The organism is Caballeronia sp. PC1, assembly GCF_021353155.1.
Taxonomy (GTDB): domain Bacteria; phylum Pseudomonadota; class Gammaproteobacteria; order Burkholderiales; family Burkholderiaceae; genus Caballeronia; species Caballeronia cordobensis.
The window spans coordinates 174,589-191,811 of the sequence record NZ_JAJUBH010000003.1 but is presented as its reverse complement, the minus strand read 5'-3'; the positions used below and the strand labels follow the sequence as shown (position 1 = coordinate 191,811).

10 protein-coding genes are annotated in these 17,223 nt (G+C 66.7%); 7 read left to right on the top strand and 3 right to left on the bottom strand.

The features are described from left to right. Positions 1–25: 25 nt before the first annotated feature. The 4 genes from LY284_RS25545 to tssC all read left to right on the top strand — a co-directional run bounded on the left by LY284_RS25545 (position 26) and on the right by tssC (position 10,105). Positions 26–6,928, top strand: coding sequence for a filamentous hemagglutinin N-terminal domain-containing protein (locus tag LY284_RS25545; protein ID WP_233388691.1), 6,903 nt, complete (start codon positions 26–28; stop codon positions 6,926–6,928). 12 nt (positions 6,929–6,940) lie between these two features. Continuing rightward, on the top strand, positions 6,941–7,951 hold the full coding sequence (tssA, locus tag LY284_RS25540) for a type VI secretion system protein TssA (RefSeq protein ID WP_233388689.1): 1,011 nt from the start codon (positions 6,941–6,943) through the stop codon (positions 7,949–7,951). A gap of 79 nt (positions 7,952–8,030) precedes the next feature. Continuing rightward, positions 8,031–8,579, top strand: coding sequence for a type VI secretion system contractile sheath small subunit (gene tssB, locus LY284_RS25535; protein ID WP_053572016.1), 549 nt, complete (start codon positions 8,031–8,033; stop codon positions 8,577–8,579). A 38-nt stretch (positions 8,580–8,617) separates the two neighbouring features. Further along, on the top strand, positions 8,618–10,105 hold the full coding sequence (gene tssC, locus LY284_RS25530) for a type VI secretion system contractile sheath large subunit (protein WP_014251932.1): 1,488 nt from the start codon (positions 8,618–8,620) through the stop codon (positions 10,103–10,105). A gap of 28 nt (positions 10,106–10,133) precedes the next feature. On the opposite strand, the gene LY284_RS25525 is transcribed toward tssC, so the two are convergent. The 3 genes from LY284_RS25525 to tssH are packed head-to-tail and all read right to left on the bottom strand — an operon-like array spanning position 10,134 to position 14,985. Further along, on the bottom strand, positions 10,134–10,919 hold the full coding sequence (locus tag LY284_RS25525) for a PP2C family serine/threonine-protein phosphatase (RefSeq protein WP_233388687.1): 786 nt from the start codon (positions 10,917–10,919) through the stop codon (positions 10,134–10,136). Between the two features lie 19 nt (positions 10,920–10,938). Further along, entirely contained in the window at positions 10,939–12,306 is a 1,368-nt protein-coding gene (tagH, locus tag LY284_RS25520; RefSeq protein ID WP_233388685.1) for a type VI secretion system-associated FHA domain protein TagH, read from the bottom strand. 30 nt (positions 12,307–12,336) lie between these two features. Then, positions 12,337–14,985 carry a type VI secretion system ATPase TssH gene (gene tssH, locus LY284_RS25515; RefSeq protein ID WP_233388682.1) on the bottom strand — a complete coding sequence of 883 codons (2,649 nt, stop codon included), beginning with the start codon at positions 14,983–14,985 and terminating at the stop codon, positions 12,337–12,339. Positions 14,986–15,250: 265 nt separating this feature from the next. On the opposite strand from tssH, the gene LY284_RS25510 reads away from it, so the two are divergent. The 3 genes from LY284_RS25510 (at position 15,251) to LY284_RS25500 (ending at position 17,003) form a co-directional block, all read left to right on the top strand. Next, positions 15,251–15,805, top strand: coding sequence for a PAAR domain-containing protein (locus tag LY284_RS25510; RefSeq protein ID WP_255724887.1), 555 nt, complete (start codon positions 15,251–15,253; stop codon positions 15,803–15,805). A gap of 246 nt (positions 15,806–16,051) precedes the next feature. Further along, complete coding sequence (locus LY284_RS25505; protein ID WP_233388678.1) at positions 16,052–16,639, top strand: M35 family metallo-endopeptidase; 588 nt, start codon at positions 16,052–16,054, stop codon at positions 16,637–16,639. Between the two features lie 79 nt (positions 16,640–16,718). After that, on the top strand, positions 16,719–17,003 hold the full coding sequence (locus tag LY284_RS25500; RefSeq protein WP_233388676.1) for a hypothetical protein: 285 nt from the start codon (positions 16,719–16,721) through the stop codon (positions 17,001–17,003). Positions 17,004–17,223 lie beyond the last annotated feature (220 nt).

Here is a 17,223-nt window from a genome sequence, read left to right as displayed (position 1 = left end):
CGAAGCAGTCAGACAGGAGTTCAAGATGAGCGACAACCACTGCCTTCGGACCCGCAGGGATCGCCGGGAATGGGAGCGCGCGGTGCGGCGTCTCGCGAGGCGCGCCGCGCGCCACGCGGGCATCGATCTCACGCCGGCCGCGCTTTTGCCGTTGATCGCGCTCGTCGTTGCGCCGGGCGCGTTCGCGCTGCCGGTCGGCGGACAGGTCGTCAACGGCGACGTGAGCATCAGCACGCCCGCGCCGAACGCCATGGCGATCACGCAAGGCTCGCAGAAGGGCATCGTCAACTGGAACGGCTTTTCCATCGGCGCGAACGAGACGGTGAACATCTCGCAGCCCTCGGCGCAGGCGGTGCTGCTCAACCGCGTGACGGGCGGCAATGCGAGTACGATCGCCGGACAGCTCAACGCCAACGGCAAGGTCTTCCTGGTCAACCCGGCGGGCGTGCTGTTCGCGCGTGGCGCGTCGGTGAACGTCGGCTCGATCGTCGCCTCGACGCTCGGCATTTCGGACAGCGATTTTCTGGCGGGCAAGTATCGCTTCGTCGGCGCGGCGGATGCGCGCGGGCGCGTCGTCAACAACGGTTCGATCACGGCGGGCGAGCGCGGCACGGTCGCGCTGCTCGGCGCGCAGGTGGACAACGGCGGCACGGTGAGCGCGAAGCTCGGCACGGTCGCGCTGGGCGCGGGCAGCGACATCACGCTCGATTTCGCGGGCGACGGCCTCACGATGCTCAAGGTCGACGGCGCGGCGGCCCAGGCGCTCGCGAGCAATTCGGGCGTGCTCGCGGCCGACGGCGGCCAGGTGCTGATGTCGGTGCAGACCGCCGACGCGCTCGCCGCGACGGTGCTGAACCAGACGGGCACGGTGCGGGCGCGCAGCGTGACGGAGCGCAACGGGCGCATCGTGCTGGACGGCGGCGCGGCGGGCGTGACCGACGTGTCGGGCGGCATCGACGCGACGGGCGGCGCGGGATCGAAGGGCGGGGCCATCGACATCACGGGCTATCAGGTCGCCGTGACGGGCAACGCGCGCATCGACGCGAGCGGTTCGGCGGGCGGCGGGCGCGTGCGCGTGGGCGGCGGCGCGGCGGGCAAGGAGACCGACATCCATAACGCCGATGCGGTGTGGATGGGCCCGGGGGCCGCGGCGCGCGCCGATGCGCTCGACAGCGGCGACGGCGGCCATGTCGTCGTGTATGGCGAGAACGCGGCGCGCGTGTACGGGACGCTCACGGCAAAGGGCGGCGCGGCGGCGGGCAATGGCGGCCTGATCGAAACGTCGGCGCGTTTTATCGATGTCGCCGGCGCGCACATCGATGCGTCCGCGCCGCACGGGAGCGGCGGCACATGGCTGCTGGACCCGTACGACGTCGATATCGTGGCGGACACCTCGGCGCGCGACTTCGGCACGTCGTCGGATGCGACGGGCGTCACTTTCCGGCCCGTGTCGCCCACGCAGAGCCCGAGCCAGCTTGCGGTCGGCCAGATCACCGGCCAGCTCGACGACGGCGTCTCGGTGACGGTGAACACCGGCACGGGCGGTTCGGAGTCCGGCACGATCCGCGTGCGCACCGACATCATGAAAAGCGGCGACCGGGACGCCGCGCTCACGCTGAACGCGGCGGGGTCGATCCATCTCGATAGCTACACCGTGCCGAGCGGCGAGTTCCCGATCCGTGTCACGCCGCAGATCGGCGTGACGAAGGGGCCGGGCAATAACGGCAAGCTCGACGTCAATCTCAATGCGAACGTGAACGGCACGAATCCGTCCGCGCTCGTGACGATGAACGGCATGCTGGTCGATGGCGTGGCGACGCATCCGGGCATCGCGACGAACGGCGGCAAGCTGACGATCAACGGCGCGGCGTCGCCCGGCAACGCGGCGGGCGTGCGCCTCACCTACGCCAACATCGACACGACGTCCGCCGCGACGGACGGCGGCACGGGCGGCGACGTGATCGTGCGCGGGACCGCGCCAAGCGGCCCCGGCGTGAGCCTCCAAGACACGTCGATCACGACGGCGACGGGCGCGATCACCATCGAAGGGCATGGCGGCGTGCAGTATGTCGCGCCCGATGCGTCCGGCTACGACTACGTGGACGCCACGGGAAGCGGCGTCGTGCTCACGGGCGGCCGTCTTTCAACGACGCGCGGCGCGATCGGCGTGACGGGCTTCGGCGCGACGGGCGGCCCAGAGACGCTCGACGGCCGCGCGGGCCGCTTTCAGGGCGACGGCGTCGCGCTTTCGGGCGGCGCTTCGATCGAATCGACGAGCGGCGCGGTCAGCATCCGGGGCACGGCGGCGAAGGGCAAGGACGCGCAGGTTCTGGTGCAGGGCGACGGCGTGAACATTGCCGGCTCGACGATCCGCGCGGGCGGCACGCTCGATCTGAACGGCACGGGCGCGACGGCCGATGAAAGCCTCGGCAGAGTGAGCGGCGCGGGTGTCGCGATCGCCGGTTCCACGCTCACGGCGGGTGGCGCGATGACGATCGATGGCGCGGGCGCGGCGGCTGTGCAGACCATCAGCGGCGTCGTTGGCGACGGCGTCTCGATCACGGGCGAATCGAGCGTCGGCTCGACCGGCGGCGGCATCACCCTTCGCGGCACGGGGGCGAGCAGCACGACGAAGACGCTCACGGACCGCGGCGCGATTCAGGGCGATGGCGTGCTCATCGACGGCCCCTCGATCAGGTCGGCGGGCGCGCTCGCGATCACGGGAACGGGCGCATCGGCGCGCAACGAGCAACCGTCGGACGGCGGCACGGGCATTTCCGCTTCCGGCAACGGCGTGTCGATTCGCAATGCAACGATTACCGCGGGCGCGTTCAGCGTCGATGGAACGGCGGCATCGACGAGCGGCGCGCGAACGGCAGCGGCGGGACCGGCCGTGTCCGCCGTCGGCGACGGCGCGCAAATCGTCAATGCCACGATCGACTCGGCGGGCGCGCTGCGCATCAAAGGGACGGGCGCGCAGGCGAGCGGCCAGCAGGCGAGCGTCGCGGGCGCGGGCGTCTATGTCGAGGCATCGACCCTCACGTCGAGCGGCGGCGACGTCACGCTCGACGGCACGGGCGCGACCGGGCTGAACCGCTTCGTCGCCGGTTCCGGCGTGGACACGCTTCATTTCGGCGGCACGTATGTCAGTGCGTCGGACATCGGCGCGACGGCGGGCAACGTGTCGGTCTTCGGCGTCGCGCCGGATGCGAGCGTTGCCGCTGGCGGCGTCGTCGTGAACGGCATGGACCGCGACCAGAACCTGGGCATCCACGCGAACGGCGATGTGCGGATTTACGGCATCGGCAACGTCTTGAGCGGCGTGACGCTGCTTGGTCTGAGCGCGACCGTCCGCGGCACGGTCAGTTCGGCGGCCGGTTCCATCGACATACGCGGCGCGACGAACGCGCAATCCAATACGCTCTACCATGGCATCACGCTCGGCGCGGTGAACGTGCAAGCGGACGGCGCGGGCCAGACGGTCTCGCTCACCGGCTCGACGCCAGTGGACGCCAACGCGATTGGCTTCGCGAACACGAACATCTCGGCGGGCTCGCGAGGCGTGATCGTCGTGCGCGCGGACAATGCGGGCGGCGATTTCACGGTGTTCGACGACCAGAACACCTCGTTCTACTCGCCTTCGGGCACGGTCGTGTTCGTGCCGGGCAAGGTCGGGCCCGGCTTCGAGATCGTCGACGACCCCGCGCGGCCCATCAACGTGTGGGGCGGCAGCGGCGGCTTCACGGTCGGGCCGTCGATCCTCGGCGCGGTTTCGTCGAGCATCGATACGATCGTGATCGGCTCGTCGAGCCATACCGGGCAGATCACGGTGAACGCATGCAGCGGCGCGCGCTGCCAGGCGCCGGCGCAAACGGTGCGCAACAACCTCACGCTTCAGAACGAAGGCGCGGGCAGCGGCGGCATTTCCCTGGCCGCGGGGCTTTCCGTGCAGACGGCGCAAAACGGCGCGTATGTACCCGGCACGCTGACGCTCGCGTCGGCGGGACAGGTGAGGCAGGCGGCGCAAGCCTCGCAAGCCATCACGGCCGGTCTCGTGACCCTCAGCGGACCCGGCGCCGTCACGCTCACGAATGCGGCCAACGTGTTTTCCGCGCTGGCGCTCGTGAACAGCGGCAACGTCGCCGTCACGCGCGCGGGCAATTTCAGCATCGTCGGCAACTATGGGGCGGCGCCCGTCACGTTCGGCTCCTTCGATACGGCGACGCGCACCGTCGCGCGCATCGGATCGGGCGGCCTCGTCACGCCCGGCGGCAACGTGACCGCGACCGCGCTGGCGGGACCGGGCGGTGCGGGCGGTACGGGCGTCATCACGCTGAGCGATCCGCTCGTCAAGACGTCGGCGGGCGCCGCGACGCTCACGCTCAACGCGGCGGACACGGTTTCCATCACCAATAACATCACGTCTTCCGGCGGCCCGCTCGATGTCAGGGCCGATGCCGGCACGCGCATCCTCGTGTACGGCGAGCGCGGCGACGGTCCGCCTGCGCGCATCCGCATCGCCACCAACGGCGGCAGCGTCGCGCTGGGCACGCAGGACGGGGCCTACGATGTCGTCCAGTCGGCCGATATCGATACGCGGCGGGGCGGAGAGGCGGGCGGCGATGTGACGATCCACGGTGTCGCGCCTTCGGCGCCGTACGAGGGCCTCGCGCGGTACGCGGTGGACCTGAACGACGTGAAGATCGACTCGGGAACGGGCGCGATCGAAGTGGACGGGCGCGGCGCGAACGGGTCGAATTACGGCGGCGGCGTGGTGCTGCGCAACGCGGGCAATCCCGCTTCGGTGCAGCCCGGCGCGACGCGGCTCACATCGAACGCCGCCGATGACGCCAGCGGCGGCGCGATCCGCATTCGTGGCGCGGCGGACTCGGGCAGCGGCGTCGCGATGCTGGACGGCGCGGCGCTCGCGGCCCCGAACGGCACGGTCGATGTGCGCGGCAGCGCCACCGGTGCGAACGCGGCGGCGTACGGCGTGCGGCTGGATTCGGCGTCGGCTTCGGGCCGCGCGGTCGCGCTGACGGGCACCGGCGGCACGGGTGGCGCGGGCGGCGTGTCGCTGCAAGCGGCGCGGCTCACGGCCTCGGGCGGCGCGCTGCGCGTCTATGGCGGCGGGCGCGGCGCGGGCGCATACGGCGTGGCGCTGCTCGACGGTTCGTCGCTCAGCAGCGCGGGCGGCCCGATCGACATTCGCGGCAACCTCACGGGCGTCGCTGCGGGTGGGCCTTCGCCGTCCTACGGGGTGCTCTTGCTCAACGGTTCGATCAACGCGAGCGCGCCGGCCGGCACGGTCTCGATCGCCGGTTCGACCTCCACCGCCGATGCCGGCATCGCCTACGGCGCCGTGCCGCTGCCCGCCAATTCCGGGCTCGTCGCCGGACCGTTCTCGATCACCACGGGCGCGGGCGGCGTCATCTCGCTGCGCGCGTCCAACGACGGCACCGCGACCAGTCTGCTCGGCCGCAGCGGCGCGGGCTCGATCGGCGCGCCGGGCGGCACGCTCGCCATCGCGCCGGGATCGGTCGCGCCATCGGACTTCGCTGTCACCGCGCAGAACGGCACGCCGATCACGCTGTTCGGCACGAACGCGACGCCGGGCCTCTCGATCGACGACGCGACGTACCGCACCTTTTCCACGCAGACGAACACGCTCGTCCTCGGCTCGCCGACGCAAACGGGGCGCATCACGGTCGAAGGCGCGTGCGCGGGCGGCGCGAACTGCGCGGCGCGTCCCGCCGTCGCGACGAATCTGACGCTGCAGAACCCCGGCAGCGGCAGCCAGGGCATCGACCTGCCATCCGGCATCGCGCTGCCCGCCAACGCCACGCTCGCGCTCGACACGGCGGGCGCGGCGACCGATCCGGGCGGCGTTCAGGCCCACACGCTGCTGCTCGCGGGCGACGGCGTCTTCACGCTGCTCGATGCGAACCAGGTCGATACGCTCGTCCTCGCCGGCGCGCGCACGGTGAATTTCAGGAACGCGGGCAGCTTCACGATCGGCACGGGCAGCGCGAACGGCATCGATGCGGCGACGGGCGGCGTCGTGCCGGTCGGCGGCCAGCAGGGCGCGGTGACGGGCGATCTCGTGGCGATTTCCGACAACGGCAAGATCACGCTCGGCACCCAAGGCACGCCGATGCATCTGCAAGCGGGCGGCAGCATCGACCTCGTGATGCAGAGCGCGCCGTTCGACAACCCGTTTGGCGGCACGCTGAGCGCGGGCGGCGCGTGGCGCGTGTGGGCCTCGACATGGCGGCAGGAGAACCGCAACGGCATCGCACCCGGCGGTCCGATGCCGAACTTCTACGGCTGCAGCTACAGCGGCGGGTGCAGCTGGACCGACCGGCCGTTAAGCGATGTCGTATCGGGCAACGGCAATCACTTCGTCTACGCAGAGCGGCCGACGCTCGATGTCGTCATCGGCGATCAGCAGCGTTCCGCGGGCGCGGACAACGCCCCGTTCTCCGTCTCCGTCGACGGAATGCGAACGGGCGACCTGCGGGACAGCGTGCTCACCGGCGCGCCGCGTTCCGATGCCGACCGCAACTCGTCGCCCGGCACGTATGGCATCAACGGCGCGTATGCGTCGCCGGTGGGCTATGTCGTGAACGTGAAGCCGGGCACGCTCACCGTGCAGCCCGCCGATCCACCGCCCACGCCGCTGGAGGGCGCGGTGTTCAACCGCACCGGCCTGCAGCCGCTTTTCACCGCGCAGGAACAGAGCTTCGTCTACGAGAGCAATCTTGGCGGCGTGAATGTCTGCGTGGGCACGAGCGAGGCGATCCTCGCCATGCAGCAGTCCGAAGGACCGGCCGATTCGCTCGCGTCCGAATGGAAACGCGTGCGCTCGCGGCCGAACCTGAACAACTGTCTCGTCGTGAACGGCCAGCACGGCTGCGGCGAATTCTGAAAAGGTGCCACGATGATCGACGTCGAACCCCTGCTCGCGCCGACCGAGACGATGCCGCCCGCGGGCATCGATCTCGAATACGACCCGGCGTTTCTCGCGCTCGATGCGCTCGCGCGCGGCAATCCCGAGCGCCAGTTCGAAGCGCTCGCCGAGCCGACCGCCTGGCCGGACGTGCTGGAAGCGTCGCAGGCGCTGCTCGCGAAGTCGAAGGATCTGCGCATCGGCGTGGTCTATGCGCGCGCGGCCTCGCGTGTGCACGGCCTCGCGGGTTTTCATGCGGGCTTGCGCCTCCTGACCGGGCTGTTCGAGCGCTACTGGGACACGCTCTATCCGCCGCTCGATGCCGACGACGACAACGATCCCGCGCTGCGCGTCAACGCGCTCGCGCCCCTCGCCGATGCGTACACGCCCTTCGCCGAAAGCGAAACGCTGCTGCACGATTTGCGGGAGGCCGAAGTGTGCCGCGCGCGCGGCGAACGGCTGACCGTGCGCGATATGCTCGTCGCGCAGGGAAGGCTGGCGGCGGCACAAGGCGAGAGCGCGGCGACGCCCGCGCGCGTCGAAGGCATGCTCGCCGATGCGCTCGCGCGGAATCGCAACACGCTCGCCGAAGGCCTCGATCTGCCGCGCGCCGTGCAGGCGCTTTCCGATGCGCTGACCGGCCGGCTCGGCGCGGAACGCGCGCCGCTGCTCGCGGACATGCTGGGCACGGCGCGTCTCGTGGCCGCGCAGATGCACGCGGCGGCGCCTCAGGCGGAGCCCCAAATCGAGACCGCGCCGCAAGCGGGCGTCGAAAGACGCATGACCGCGCGCCCCGGCGAGATCGCCACGCGTGAAGACGCCGTTGCGCTGCTCGATGCGGTTTGCGCGTTCCTGGAGCGCACCGAGCCCGCGCATCCCGCGCCGCTGTTGATCCGCCGGGCGCGCGGGCTGATGGGCAAGGACTTTCTCTCCGTGATGCGCGATCTCGCGCCCGGCAGCCTCGACCAGATTCATTTGATCGCGGGGACCAGGCCGGAGTGACGCGTTCGATGCCGCTTTCAATCCCCGGCCGGCTGAATCGTCCTCCAGACGTGGTTCACGCTCACGCGAAGGAGACCTCATGGCAACCAGCAGTCAGAAATTCATCGGCCGCAATCGCGCGCCGCGTGTTCAGATCGAATACGACGTCGAAACCTACGGCAGCGAGAAGAAGGTCCAGCTTCCGTTCGTAATGGGCGTCATGGCCGATCTTTCCGGCAAACCCGCCGAGCCGCTGCCGCCCGTCGACCAGCGCAAATTCCAGGAGATCGACATCGACAACTTCGACAGCCGCATGAAGGCGATGCACCCGCGCGTAGCTTTCCAGGTGCCGAACAGGCTGACCGGCGAGGGCAATCTGAGCGTCGATATCACCTTCGACAACATGAGCGACTTCTCGCCCGCCGCCGTCGCGCGCAAGGTCGATGCGCTCGGCAAGCTGCTCGAAGCGCGCACCCAGCTCGCCAATCTCGTCATCTTCATGGACGGGAAGACGGGCGCGGAAGAACTGATCGCGCGCGTGCTCGACGATCCCGCGCTGCTCAAGACGCTCGCTTCCGCCGCGCCGGCCGCGAACGATGCCACCGCCGCCGATCCCGCCGCCGATGCCGCCGCAAAGCCCGCCGAATGAGTCCCGAAAGGAAAACGACCATGTCCGACGTTTCTCAAATGACCGAAGCGAAACCCGACTTGCAGGGCGCCACGCTCGAAGGCAGCGATCTCGAATCGCTGCTGAACCGGGAGTTCCGCCCGAAGAGCGACGAGGCGAAGTCCGCCGTGCAAATGGCGGTGCAGACGCTCGCGCAACAGGCGCTCTCGCAGACGCAGATCATCTCCGGCGACGCGATCCGCTCGATCCAGTCGATGATCGCCGAAATCGACAAGAAGCTCACCGATCAGGTAAACGAAGTGATCCATCACGCCGACTTCCAGAAGCTGGAAGGTTCGTGGCGCGGGCTGCACTATCTGATCAACAACACCGAAACCGACGAGATGCTCAAGATTCGCGTGATGAACATCTCGAAGAAGGATCTCGGCAAGACGCTCAAGCGCTTCAAGGGCGTCGCGTGGGACCAGAGCCCGCTCTTCAAGCAGATTTACGAGCACGAATACGGGCAGCTCGGCGGCGAGCCGATCGGCGCGCTGTGCGGGGACTTCTACTTCAATCAGTCGCCGCCCGATGTCGAACTGCTCGGCGAGATGTCGAAGATCGCGGCGGCGGCGCACGCGCCGTTCATCGCCGCGGCCGATCCGAGCCTGCTGCAGATGGACTCGTGGCAGGAGCTTGCCAATCCGCGCGATCTCACGAAGATATTCGGCACGCCGGAGTATGCGAGTTGGCGTTCGCTGCGCGCCTCGGAAGACGCGCGCTACATCGGCCTTGCGATGCCGCGCTTTCTGGCGCGCGTGCCGTACGGCGCGCGCACCGAGCCCGTCGACGAATTCGATTTCGAGGAAGACACCAACTCCGCCGATCACACCAAGTACACCTGGGCCAACTCGGCCTACGCGATGGCCGTGAACATTACCCGCTCGTTCAAGCTGTATAGCTGGTGCTCGCGCATTCGCGGCGTGGAGTCGGGCGGCGCGGTGGAGGGCTTGCCCGTGCACAGCTTTCCGACCGACGACGGCGGCGTGGACATGAAGTGCCCGACGGAAATCGCCATTTCGGACCGGCGCGAAGCCGAACTCGCGAAGAACGGCTTCATGCCGCTGATTCATCGCAAGAATTCGGATTTCGCGGCGTTCATCGGCGCGCAGTCATTGCAGAAGCCGTTCGAATACGAAGACCCCGACGCCACCGCGAATGCCGCGCTCGCCGCGCGCCTGCCGTATCTGTTCGCGTGCAACCGCTTCGCGCATTATCTGAAGTGCATCGTGCGCGACAAGGTCGGCAGCTTCAAGGAACGTGCCGACATGGAGACCTGGCTCAACAAGTGGATCACGCAATATGTCGACGGCGATCCGGCTAATTCTTCCGAGCACACCAAGGCGCAGAAGCCGCTTGCCGCCGCGGAGGTGAAGGTGCAGGAAGTGCCGGGCGCGCCGGGCTATTACACGTCGCAGTTTTTCCTGCGCCCGCATTATCAGCTCGAAGGGCTCACGGTTTCGTTGCGGCTGGTTTCGCGGTTGCCGTCGGCGAAGCAGGCGGCTTGAGGGGGTTTTGTATTGGCGGAGGCCTGCTTCAGATGGCGGGCGTCCGCAACACCGTCACCTCCGACCCATCCCCCACCCAAACCGCGCTAGCCGTAAAGTTGTCATGATCCGGCCGCGCGGCCTGCCGCAACTGCGCCACCATCAGATCGAGCCATGCCGCGGGCGTTGACGCGCGTCCGATCGCGTCGATCATCGCCGATTCGTCGAGATACTCCCAGAAGCCGTCCGTGCAGAGCAGGAACGCGTCGCCTTCGGCAATCGGAAACGGCGCGCCGGACGCCGCGATCGCAAGATCGTCCGCCGTGCCGAGCGCGGAGAACAGCACGTTGCGCCGCGGATAGTGCCGCACGTCGCGGGCGTCGAGCAGGTTCGCGTCGATCATGCTTTGCACGAGGCTGTGATCCTGCGTCTGCACGACCGTCGCGCCGCGCCGGAAGCAGTAGAGGCGCGTGTCGCCGCAATGCGCCCAGGCCGCGAGCCCCGCCGCCTCGTCGATGCCGAGCAGCACCGCCGTCGAGCGCATGTGCGCGAGCCCGGCGTCGTGCTCCTGGGCGTCGACGATGGCGTCGTTCGCGCGCAGAAGCACGCGCAACAGGTTTGGCCCGGTGAGCGCGACGCCCGCCTGCGCGACGCGCGCCAGTTCCGCGAGCACGGTATCGACAGCGATGCGCGATGCCGCATCGCCGCCGCCGTGACCGCCCGCGCCGTCGGCCACCACGTTCGCGAAAAGCGTCGCGTGCCGCCATTGGCCGTGGGCGTCTTCGTTGCGCGACCGGCCGCCTGCCTCGCTCACGCTTGCGGTTTGCAGTTGCATGTCGGTTCTCCGGCGCGCGTCATGGGCGGCCGCGGCGCTTCAGTTCGTTGATCTGCGCCTCGTAGGCGGCGACGAACGCGCGGCCGAACAGCACATGGAAATCTTCGGTCGCCTCGTTCGAGAGTTGGCCGTAAGTCTCCATGAAGCGATCCCAGCAGCGCGCGCGCCGGTTGATGCCGGGCAACAGGCCGTCCAGCATCGAGTGACCCGACAGGCGCGCCTCGATGCGCTTGGGTTCGAAACGCTCGAACACGCCGTCGAGCGCCGCGCGCATGCCGGCGACCATGCCGACCTGATGCGCGCGCAAGTCGGCGTGTGCATCGGCGAGCGCGGCGGCGGGCGGCATGAAGCCGCGCACCGGCGGGCCGAACAGATGCGCGAGCGCGGCCTCGACGTTTGGCGAGAACTTGAGCGGATTGTTATCCGCTGCCGCGATGATCGTCGCGTCCGTGCGCATTTCGCGCTTGAATGCGGCGCGCGCGGCCAGCAGATCGAGCGTGCCTTGCGTCGCTTCGTGCAACAGCTCGCCGATGAGCCGCATGAGCGCGGGCGTGAGCGCGTCGAGCCGCACGCCGGGTGCGCGCAGGCCTTGCAGGAAGGCATCGATGAGCGCGTTATCGCCGGTCTGCGTTTCGGCGGGCGTGAGCGCGGGCGTTGGCGTCGGCGTGGCGCGCGGTCTCGGCGGCGTGAACGCGCTGCGCAACTCCGGCCCGGCGTCGGAGAGCGTCGCGAGCGGCGCGGCGGGTTGCGCGCCCGTCAGGCTGGCGAACGGATCGTCGGCGTGGGCGGTGTTGGGCTGCGTCAGCGGTTCGACGAGCGCGTCCATCGGCGCATCCGTCGAGTGATGCGCGCCCGGCGCGAGATCGAAAAGCTCGTCGATGGTGCGCTTCGAAGCCGGATCGTCGAGACCTAGCTCGAAGCCGCCGCACACCACGTCGGCGTCGGGCGGCGCGAGCGTTGAAGCGTGCGCCACCGAAGGCGCGGCGCACGCATCGAACAAGCCCGCGAACGGATCGTCCGATGCCGCATAGGTCGTCGCATCCGGCATCGCGCGCGCGTTCTGCGGATCGTCCTCGGCGGCAACTTCCGCGCGCAGTTGATAGCCGCCGATCTGCACTTCGTCGCCGTGGTCGATCCGCACTTCCTCGCCGGGGTCGAGCGGCGCGCCGTTGACGAGCGCCGGATTGCTGCCGCGATCGATCAGCCGGTACGTGCCTTCGCGCCACACGATCTGCGCATGCATGCGCGAGACGGTGCGCTCGGCGTCGTCGAGCACGAGACGGTTCGTGACCGCGCGCCCGATCGTGCCGCCGTCCGCATCGAAGCTCGCCGCGAGGGGCCTGTGCGGCGGCTGGCCGTTGTGACGTATCACCGTGAGTTTGAGCATCGCCTGCGCCTTTCGCGTGTGCGCGTGAGTTCAGTCGAACGCATAGACGAAGTCGTTCGCGCTCGCCGATAGCCGGATGCGTTCGAGCGCGCCGCCTTCGGTGAGCCGCGTCAGATACTCCGTCGAAATGCGCGGCAAGACCGTGTTGGTGAGCAGCGCATCGATCACGCGTCCGCCCGATTCGGCCTCCGTGCAGCGCGACACGATGAGCCGCACGGCGTCGTCGTCGTAATCGAACGGAATGCCGTGATTCTCCGCGACGCGCCTGCGGATACGATCCAGTTGCAAACGCACGATGTCGGCCATCATCGCGTCGGAGAGCGGGTAGTAGGGCACCGTGACGAGCCTGCCGAGCAGCGCGGCGGGAAACACGTCGAGGAGCGGCCGGCGCAGGGCGGCGGCGAGCCGCTCGGGCGCGGGCAGGCCGGCGGGATCGCGGCACATCGACATGATGAGATCCGAGCCGACGTTCGAGGTCAGCAGGATGATCGTGTTCTTGAAGTCGATATAGCGCCCTTCGCCGTCCTCCATCCAGCCCTTGTCGAAGACCTGGAAGAAGATTTCGTGCACGTCCGGATGCGCCTTCTCCACTTCGTCGAGCAACACGACGCTGTACGGACGGCGGCGCACCGCCTCCGTGAGAATGCCGCCTTCGCCGTAGCCCACGTAGCCGGGCGGCGCGCCCTTGAGCGTCGAGACGGTATGCGCTTCCTGGAACTCGCTCATGTTGATGGTGATGACGTTCTGCTCGCCGCCATAGAGCGTTTCGGCGAGCGCGAGCGCGGTTTCCGTCTTGCCGACGCCCGACGTGCCGGCCAGCATGAACACGCCGATGGGCTTGTCGGGATTGTCGAGGCGCGCGCGCGACGTCTGGATGCGCTTCGCAATCATCTCGAGCGCGTGGCGCTGCCCGATCACGCGGCGATCGAGCGCATCGGCGAGATTGAGCACGGCGGCGAGTTCGTTCTTGAGCATCCTGCCGACGGGAATGCCGGTCCAGTCCGCGACCACGCCCGCGACGACGCCCGCATCGACGCTCGGCAGGATCAGCGGCGCGTCGCCTTGCAGGTCGGCGAGACGCGCCTTCAGTTCCGCCAGGCGCGCGAGGCGCTCGTCGCGCGAGGGCGGCGGCGCATCGACCGCTTCGCCTTGCTCGCGCAACGAGGCCCGCAGCGCGAGCAGTTCGTCGACCACGCGCTTTTCCTCGGCCCAGCGCGCTTCGAGCCCGCCGAGCGCATCGCGTTCGCGGGCGAGCGACGATTCGACCTCCGCGGCGCGCGTGCCGACATCCACGCCGACATTCGCTTCGCGCGCGACGATCTGCGCTTCCACGTCGAGCGACTCGATGCGGCGCTGGCAGTCCTCGACCTGCGGCGGCGTCGCATGCTGGCTGACCGCGACGCGCGCGCAGGCGGTGTCGAGCAGCGAGACGGCCTTGTCGGGCAACTGGCGCGCGGGAATGTAGCGATGCGAGAGCCGCACGGCCGCTTCGATCGCCTCGTCGAGCAGTTGCACGCGGTGATGGCCTTCGAGCACGGCCGCCACGCCGCGCAACATGCGCACGGCCTTCGCCTCGTCGGGTTCGTGAACCTGCACCACCTGAAAGCGCCGCGTGAGCGCGGGATCTTTCTCGATGTGCTTCTTGTACTCCGACCACGTCGTCGCGCCGATGGTGCGCAAGTCGCCGCGCGCGAGCGCCGGCTTGAGCAGATTGGCCGCGTCGCCGGTGCCGGCCGTGCCGCCCGCGCCGACGATCGTGTGCACTTCGTCGATGAAAAGAATCACCGGCTTCGGGCTTGCCTGCACGTCTTCGACGACCTGACGCAGGCGCTGCTCGAATTCGCCCTTCATGCTCGCGCCCGCCTGCAGCAGACCGAGATCCAGCGACCACAGCGCGACCTCCCGCAAGGACGGCGGCACGTCGCCGCGCACGAGGCGCTGCGCGAAACCTTCGACCACCGCGGTCTTGCCGACGCCCGCTTCGCCAGTGAGAAGCGGATTGTTCTGCCGCCGCCGCATCAGGATATCGATGAGCTGGCGAATCTCCTCGTCGCGACCCGTGACCGGATCGAGCGCGCCCTGACGCGCGCGGTCGGTGAGATCGCTGGCGTACTTGCGCAAGGCTTCCTGCCGGCCCATGCTGGCCGGCGCGGCATCGTCATTGGACGGGGATGGTGGCGCGAGCGCTTCGTCCTCACCTTCTTCGGCTGAATCCGCGACGATGCGCGCGAAGTTGTCCGAAAGATCTTCCGTCCCGATGCGCTCGAACTGCCGCGAGATGCCGACGAGCACATGACGCAAGCGCGGCGTCTTGAGCATCCCGACGAGCAGATGGCCGGTGCGCACCTTGTTCGCGCCGTAGAGCAGGGTGCCGTACACCCAGCCGCGTTCGATGGCGTCGGTGATGTGTTCGGAGATATCGGAAATCGACGTGGCGCCGCGCGGCAGGCGATCGAGCGAGGCGGTCAGCTCGCGGGCGAGCGCGGCGGCGTCCACGCGATAGTGCGCGACGATGCGCTGCAGGTCGGAGCGCGGCGTCTCCAGTATCTGCATGAGCCAGTGCGCGAGCTCCACGTAGGGATTGCCGCGCATCTTGCAGTAGATCGTCGCGCTTTCGACGGTTTTGTAGCCGAGCCTGTCCAGCTTGCCGAACAGCGCCACCCGATTGATTTCCGCCATCGTCCGACTCCTTCTCAACGGGCGCGCGGCGACCGAAGCCGCGTCCTCATCCGGTAAGACGGCGCTTGCCGTGTGTTTTTGCAATGTCTAGAGCCTGCTATGAACTTTAGGCAGAGATAAGGCGAGATGTTGAGATGAACACGCGTAAGCCTTATCCAAGTGATGTAGGCGAGGAAGAATGGTCGCTTGGTGACGCCATGCGGCTCATCCAAATGTTTCGCCATCCACAAAAAACCACCCATAACAAGCAAAGAATGACTTAAACATGGAGGCTTTCGGGAGGCATTCAGTGCGAAGAGCAGTGGCACGGTTTGGGGATTCGACCACTACAGGCGGCAAGGTGTTCGCATTCTCAGCAGAAATGTATGACAACGGTCGAAAGCTCGCCCTGAGCGGCGAGACGGCGAGTTGCGGAAATTGCAGCGGCGCTTATCCGATCTTCGGAACTGGTGAACAGATGACCGAGCACGGACGCAGTGTCGTGCTACATGGGGATTCGGTTCTATGCCCGTGTGAGAAAAATAAGGTGTTCGTGAGTGACGACGCTGGGATACACGTCGATTGCGATGGATCAGACAAGGCTTCTAGCAAGCCTAACTCATCGCTTAGTCACGCGGCTCTAGCTCTTATCAACTTCGATGAAAAATTCACGTTGGTAGATGCTTTCACACGTGCGCCGATTAAAGGCATGGCATATCGGCTTGTGTCTGATGGTGACGTGATCGGAACAGGCATCACGGACAGCGAAGGAAGAACCGAGCGAATCGCAACGAATAGCGCGCAGAAAGTGATGCTACAAATAAGGAGCATCAATGTATAAAAAGGCAGTTTTGGACGGAGACTGGACAACGACAGGCGGAAGGGTGATTGCTCATCACGCAGCAGACGATGCGTCAGGCCGAACGGATCGCATCAAGACAACGCAAGCCGAGAAATTTACTCTTTAAGTAAAAGGACTATGAGAACGCAGGACGGAGAATGGTTCACGGTAGCAACGGGTACAACGAATCAAACACCCGATTCGGTTGTGGAAGTCCCCATTAACACAACACCGATATGCCCGAACATGACCAATGCGGAATTTCGAAAGCGCATTATGGAAGCGCGGGACCGAGCGATTAAGCTCGTGAAATTCAGAATCGTTGCACTCTCGACAATGTGGACCAGCGAGAAGCCGCGCTTACAAACTTATTTCGGATCGACCGATGATGCATTGAAGCAAAAGCTTCAGGTTGGCTTAGGAGCGCTCTGCACGGTGCTAGAAAGCCTTAAAGAATCTAACTTTGTGCGGCCCGGTTCCGATGAAGACAAGGCGACTGGATGCCTACCAAGTCCGAACTTGCAGACCGGGACGGTAGCCCACGTTTGCGGACCCGATACCGCTACGCATACAATCGCGATTCACGATGCCTTTTGCGTGTTACCGTTCGTCACGAGATCAGGGACGGATTCGTGGGAACTTACACTCGTTCATGAATGCACGCACTTCACTGATACGTTCGCATCGATAGACTACAAGAATATTTACTATGGCCCTCATCAAACCCGCATGCTTGCCAAAATCGAACCAAACATGGCTTTGCAGAATGCAGACAACATTGCTTGGTATGTGTGCGATCCTAGCAATGATTTTAGGCCCGGCATCACAAGCTAACGCGTGTAAATTCTCGATTCAACGGTCTGTGACGTTCGAACCCGGTGTGTCATCAATATCGAATCAAGATCGAGTCGATATGGCGAACATCGTAATCGATGCAAACAACAGCGTCGCTCGCACGGGAAAGGTTGTTATCTATGGCATTGCAGATGCAGATGAAGCCAAGAAGAACGTTAAGAAGGCCAAATCAATTACCGAGAAGCGGGTCGAATCGGTGATGGCCTACCTTCGCAGCCTTGGTGTTTCACAAGACCGATTCGCCGTGGATTATCATGCTGTTAGCTTCGCGCTGGACACGCCGCCTTCTGAGCGGTTTCAGGTCTTGATCGAGTTTATTCCGGCATCTAGCCCTTGCGGTTAAAAGCGACGTTAGCAGTTTCACCGAGAACCATAATCAAGGCCCGCGATGTGCGGGCCTTTTCGCAATGAATTATTAGTCGGAGCATCTACCATCGAGCCGGATCGATGGCTTCGTGGTCACCCCACGTGCACGCGGATGGTTTGATCATCGTTTTGTATGGTCTTGCTTCGCTTCCTTGCTCGTCTGCTCATAGCACCTCGCGAATGATTCGAAGGATGAG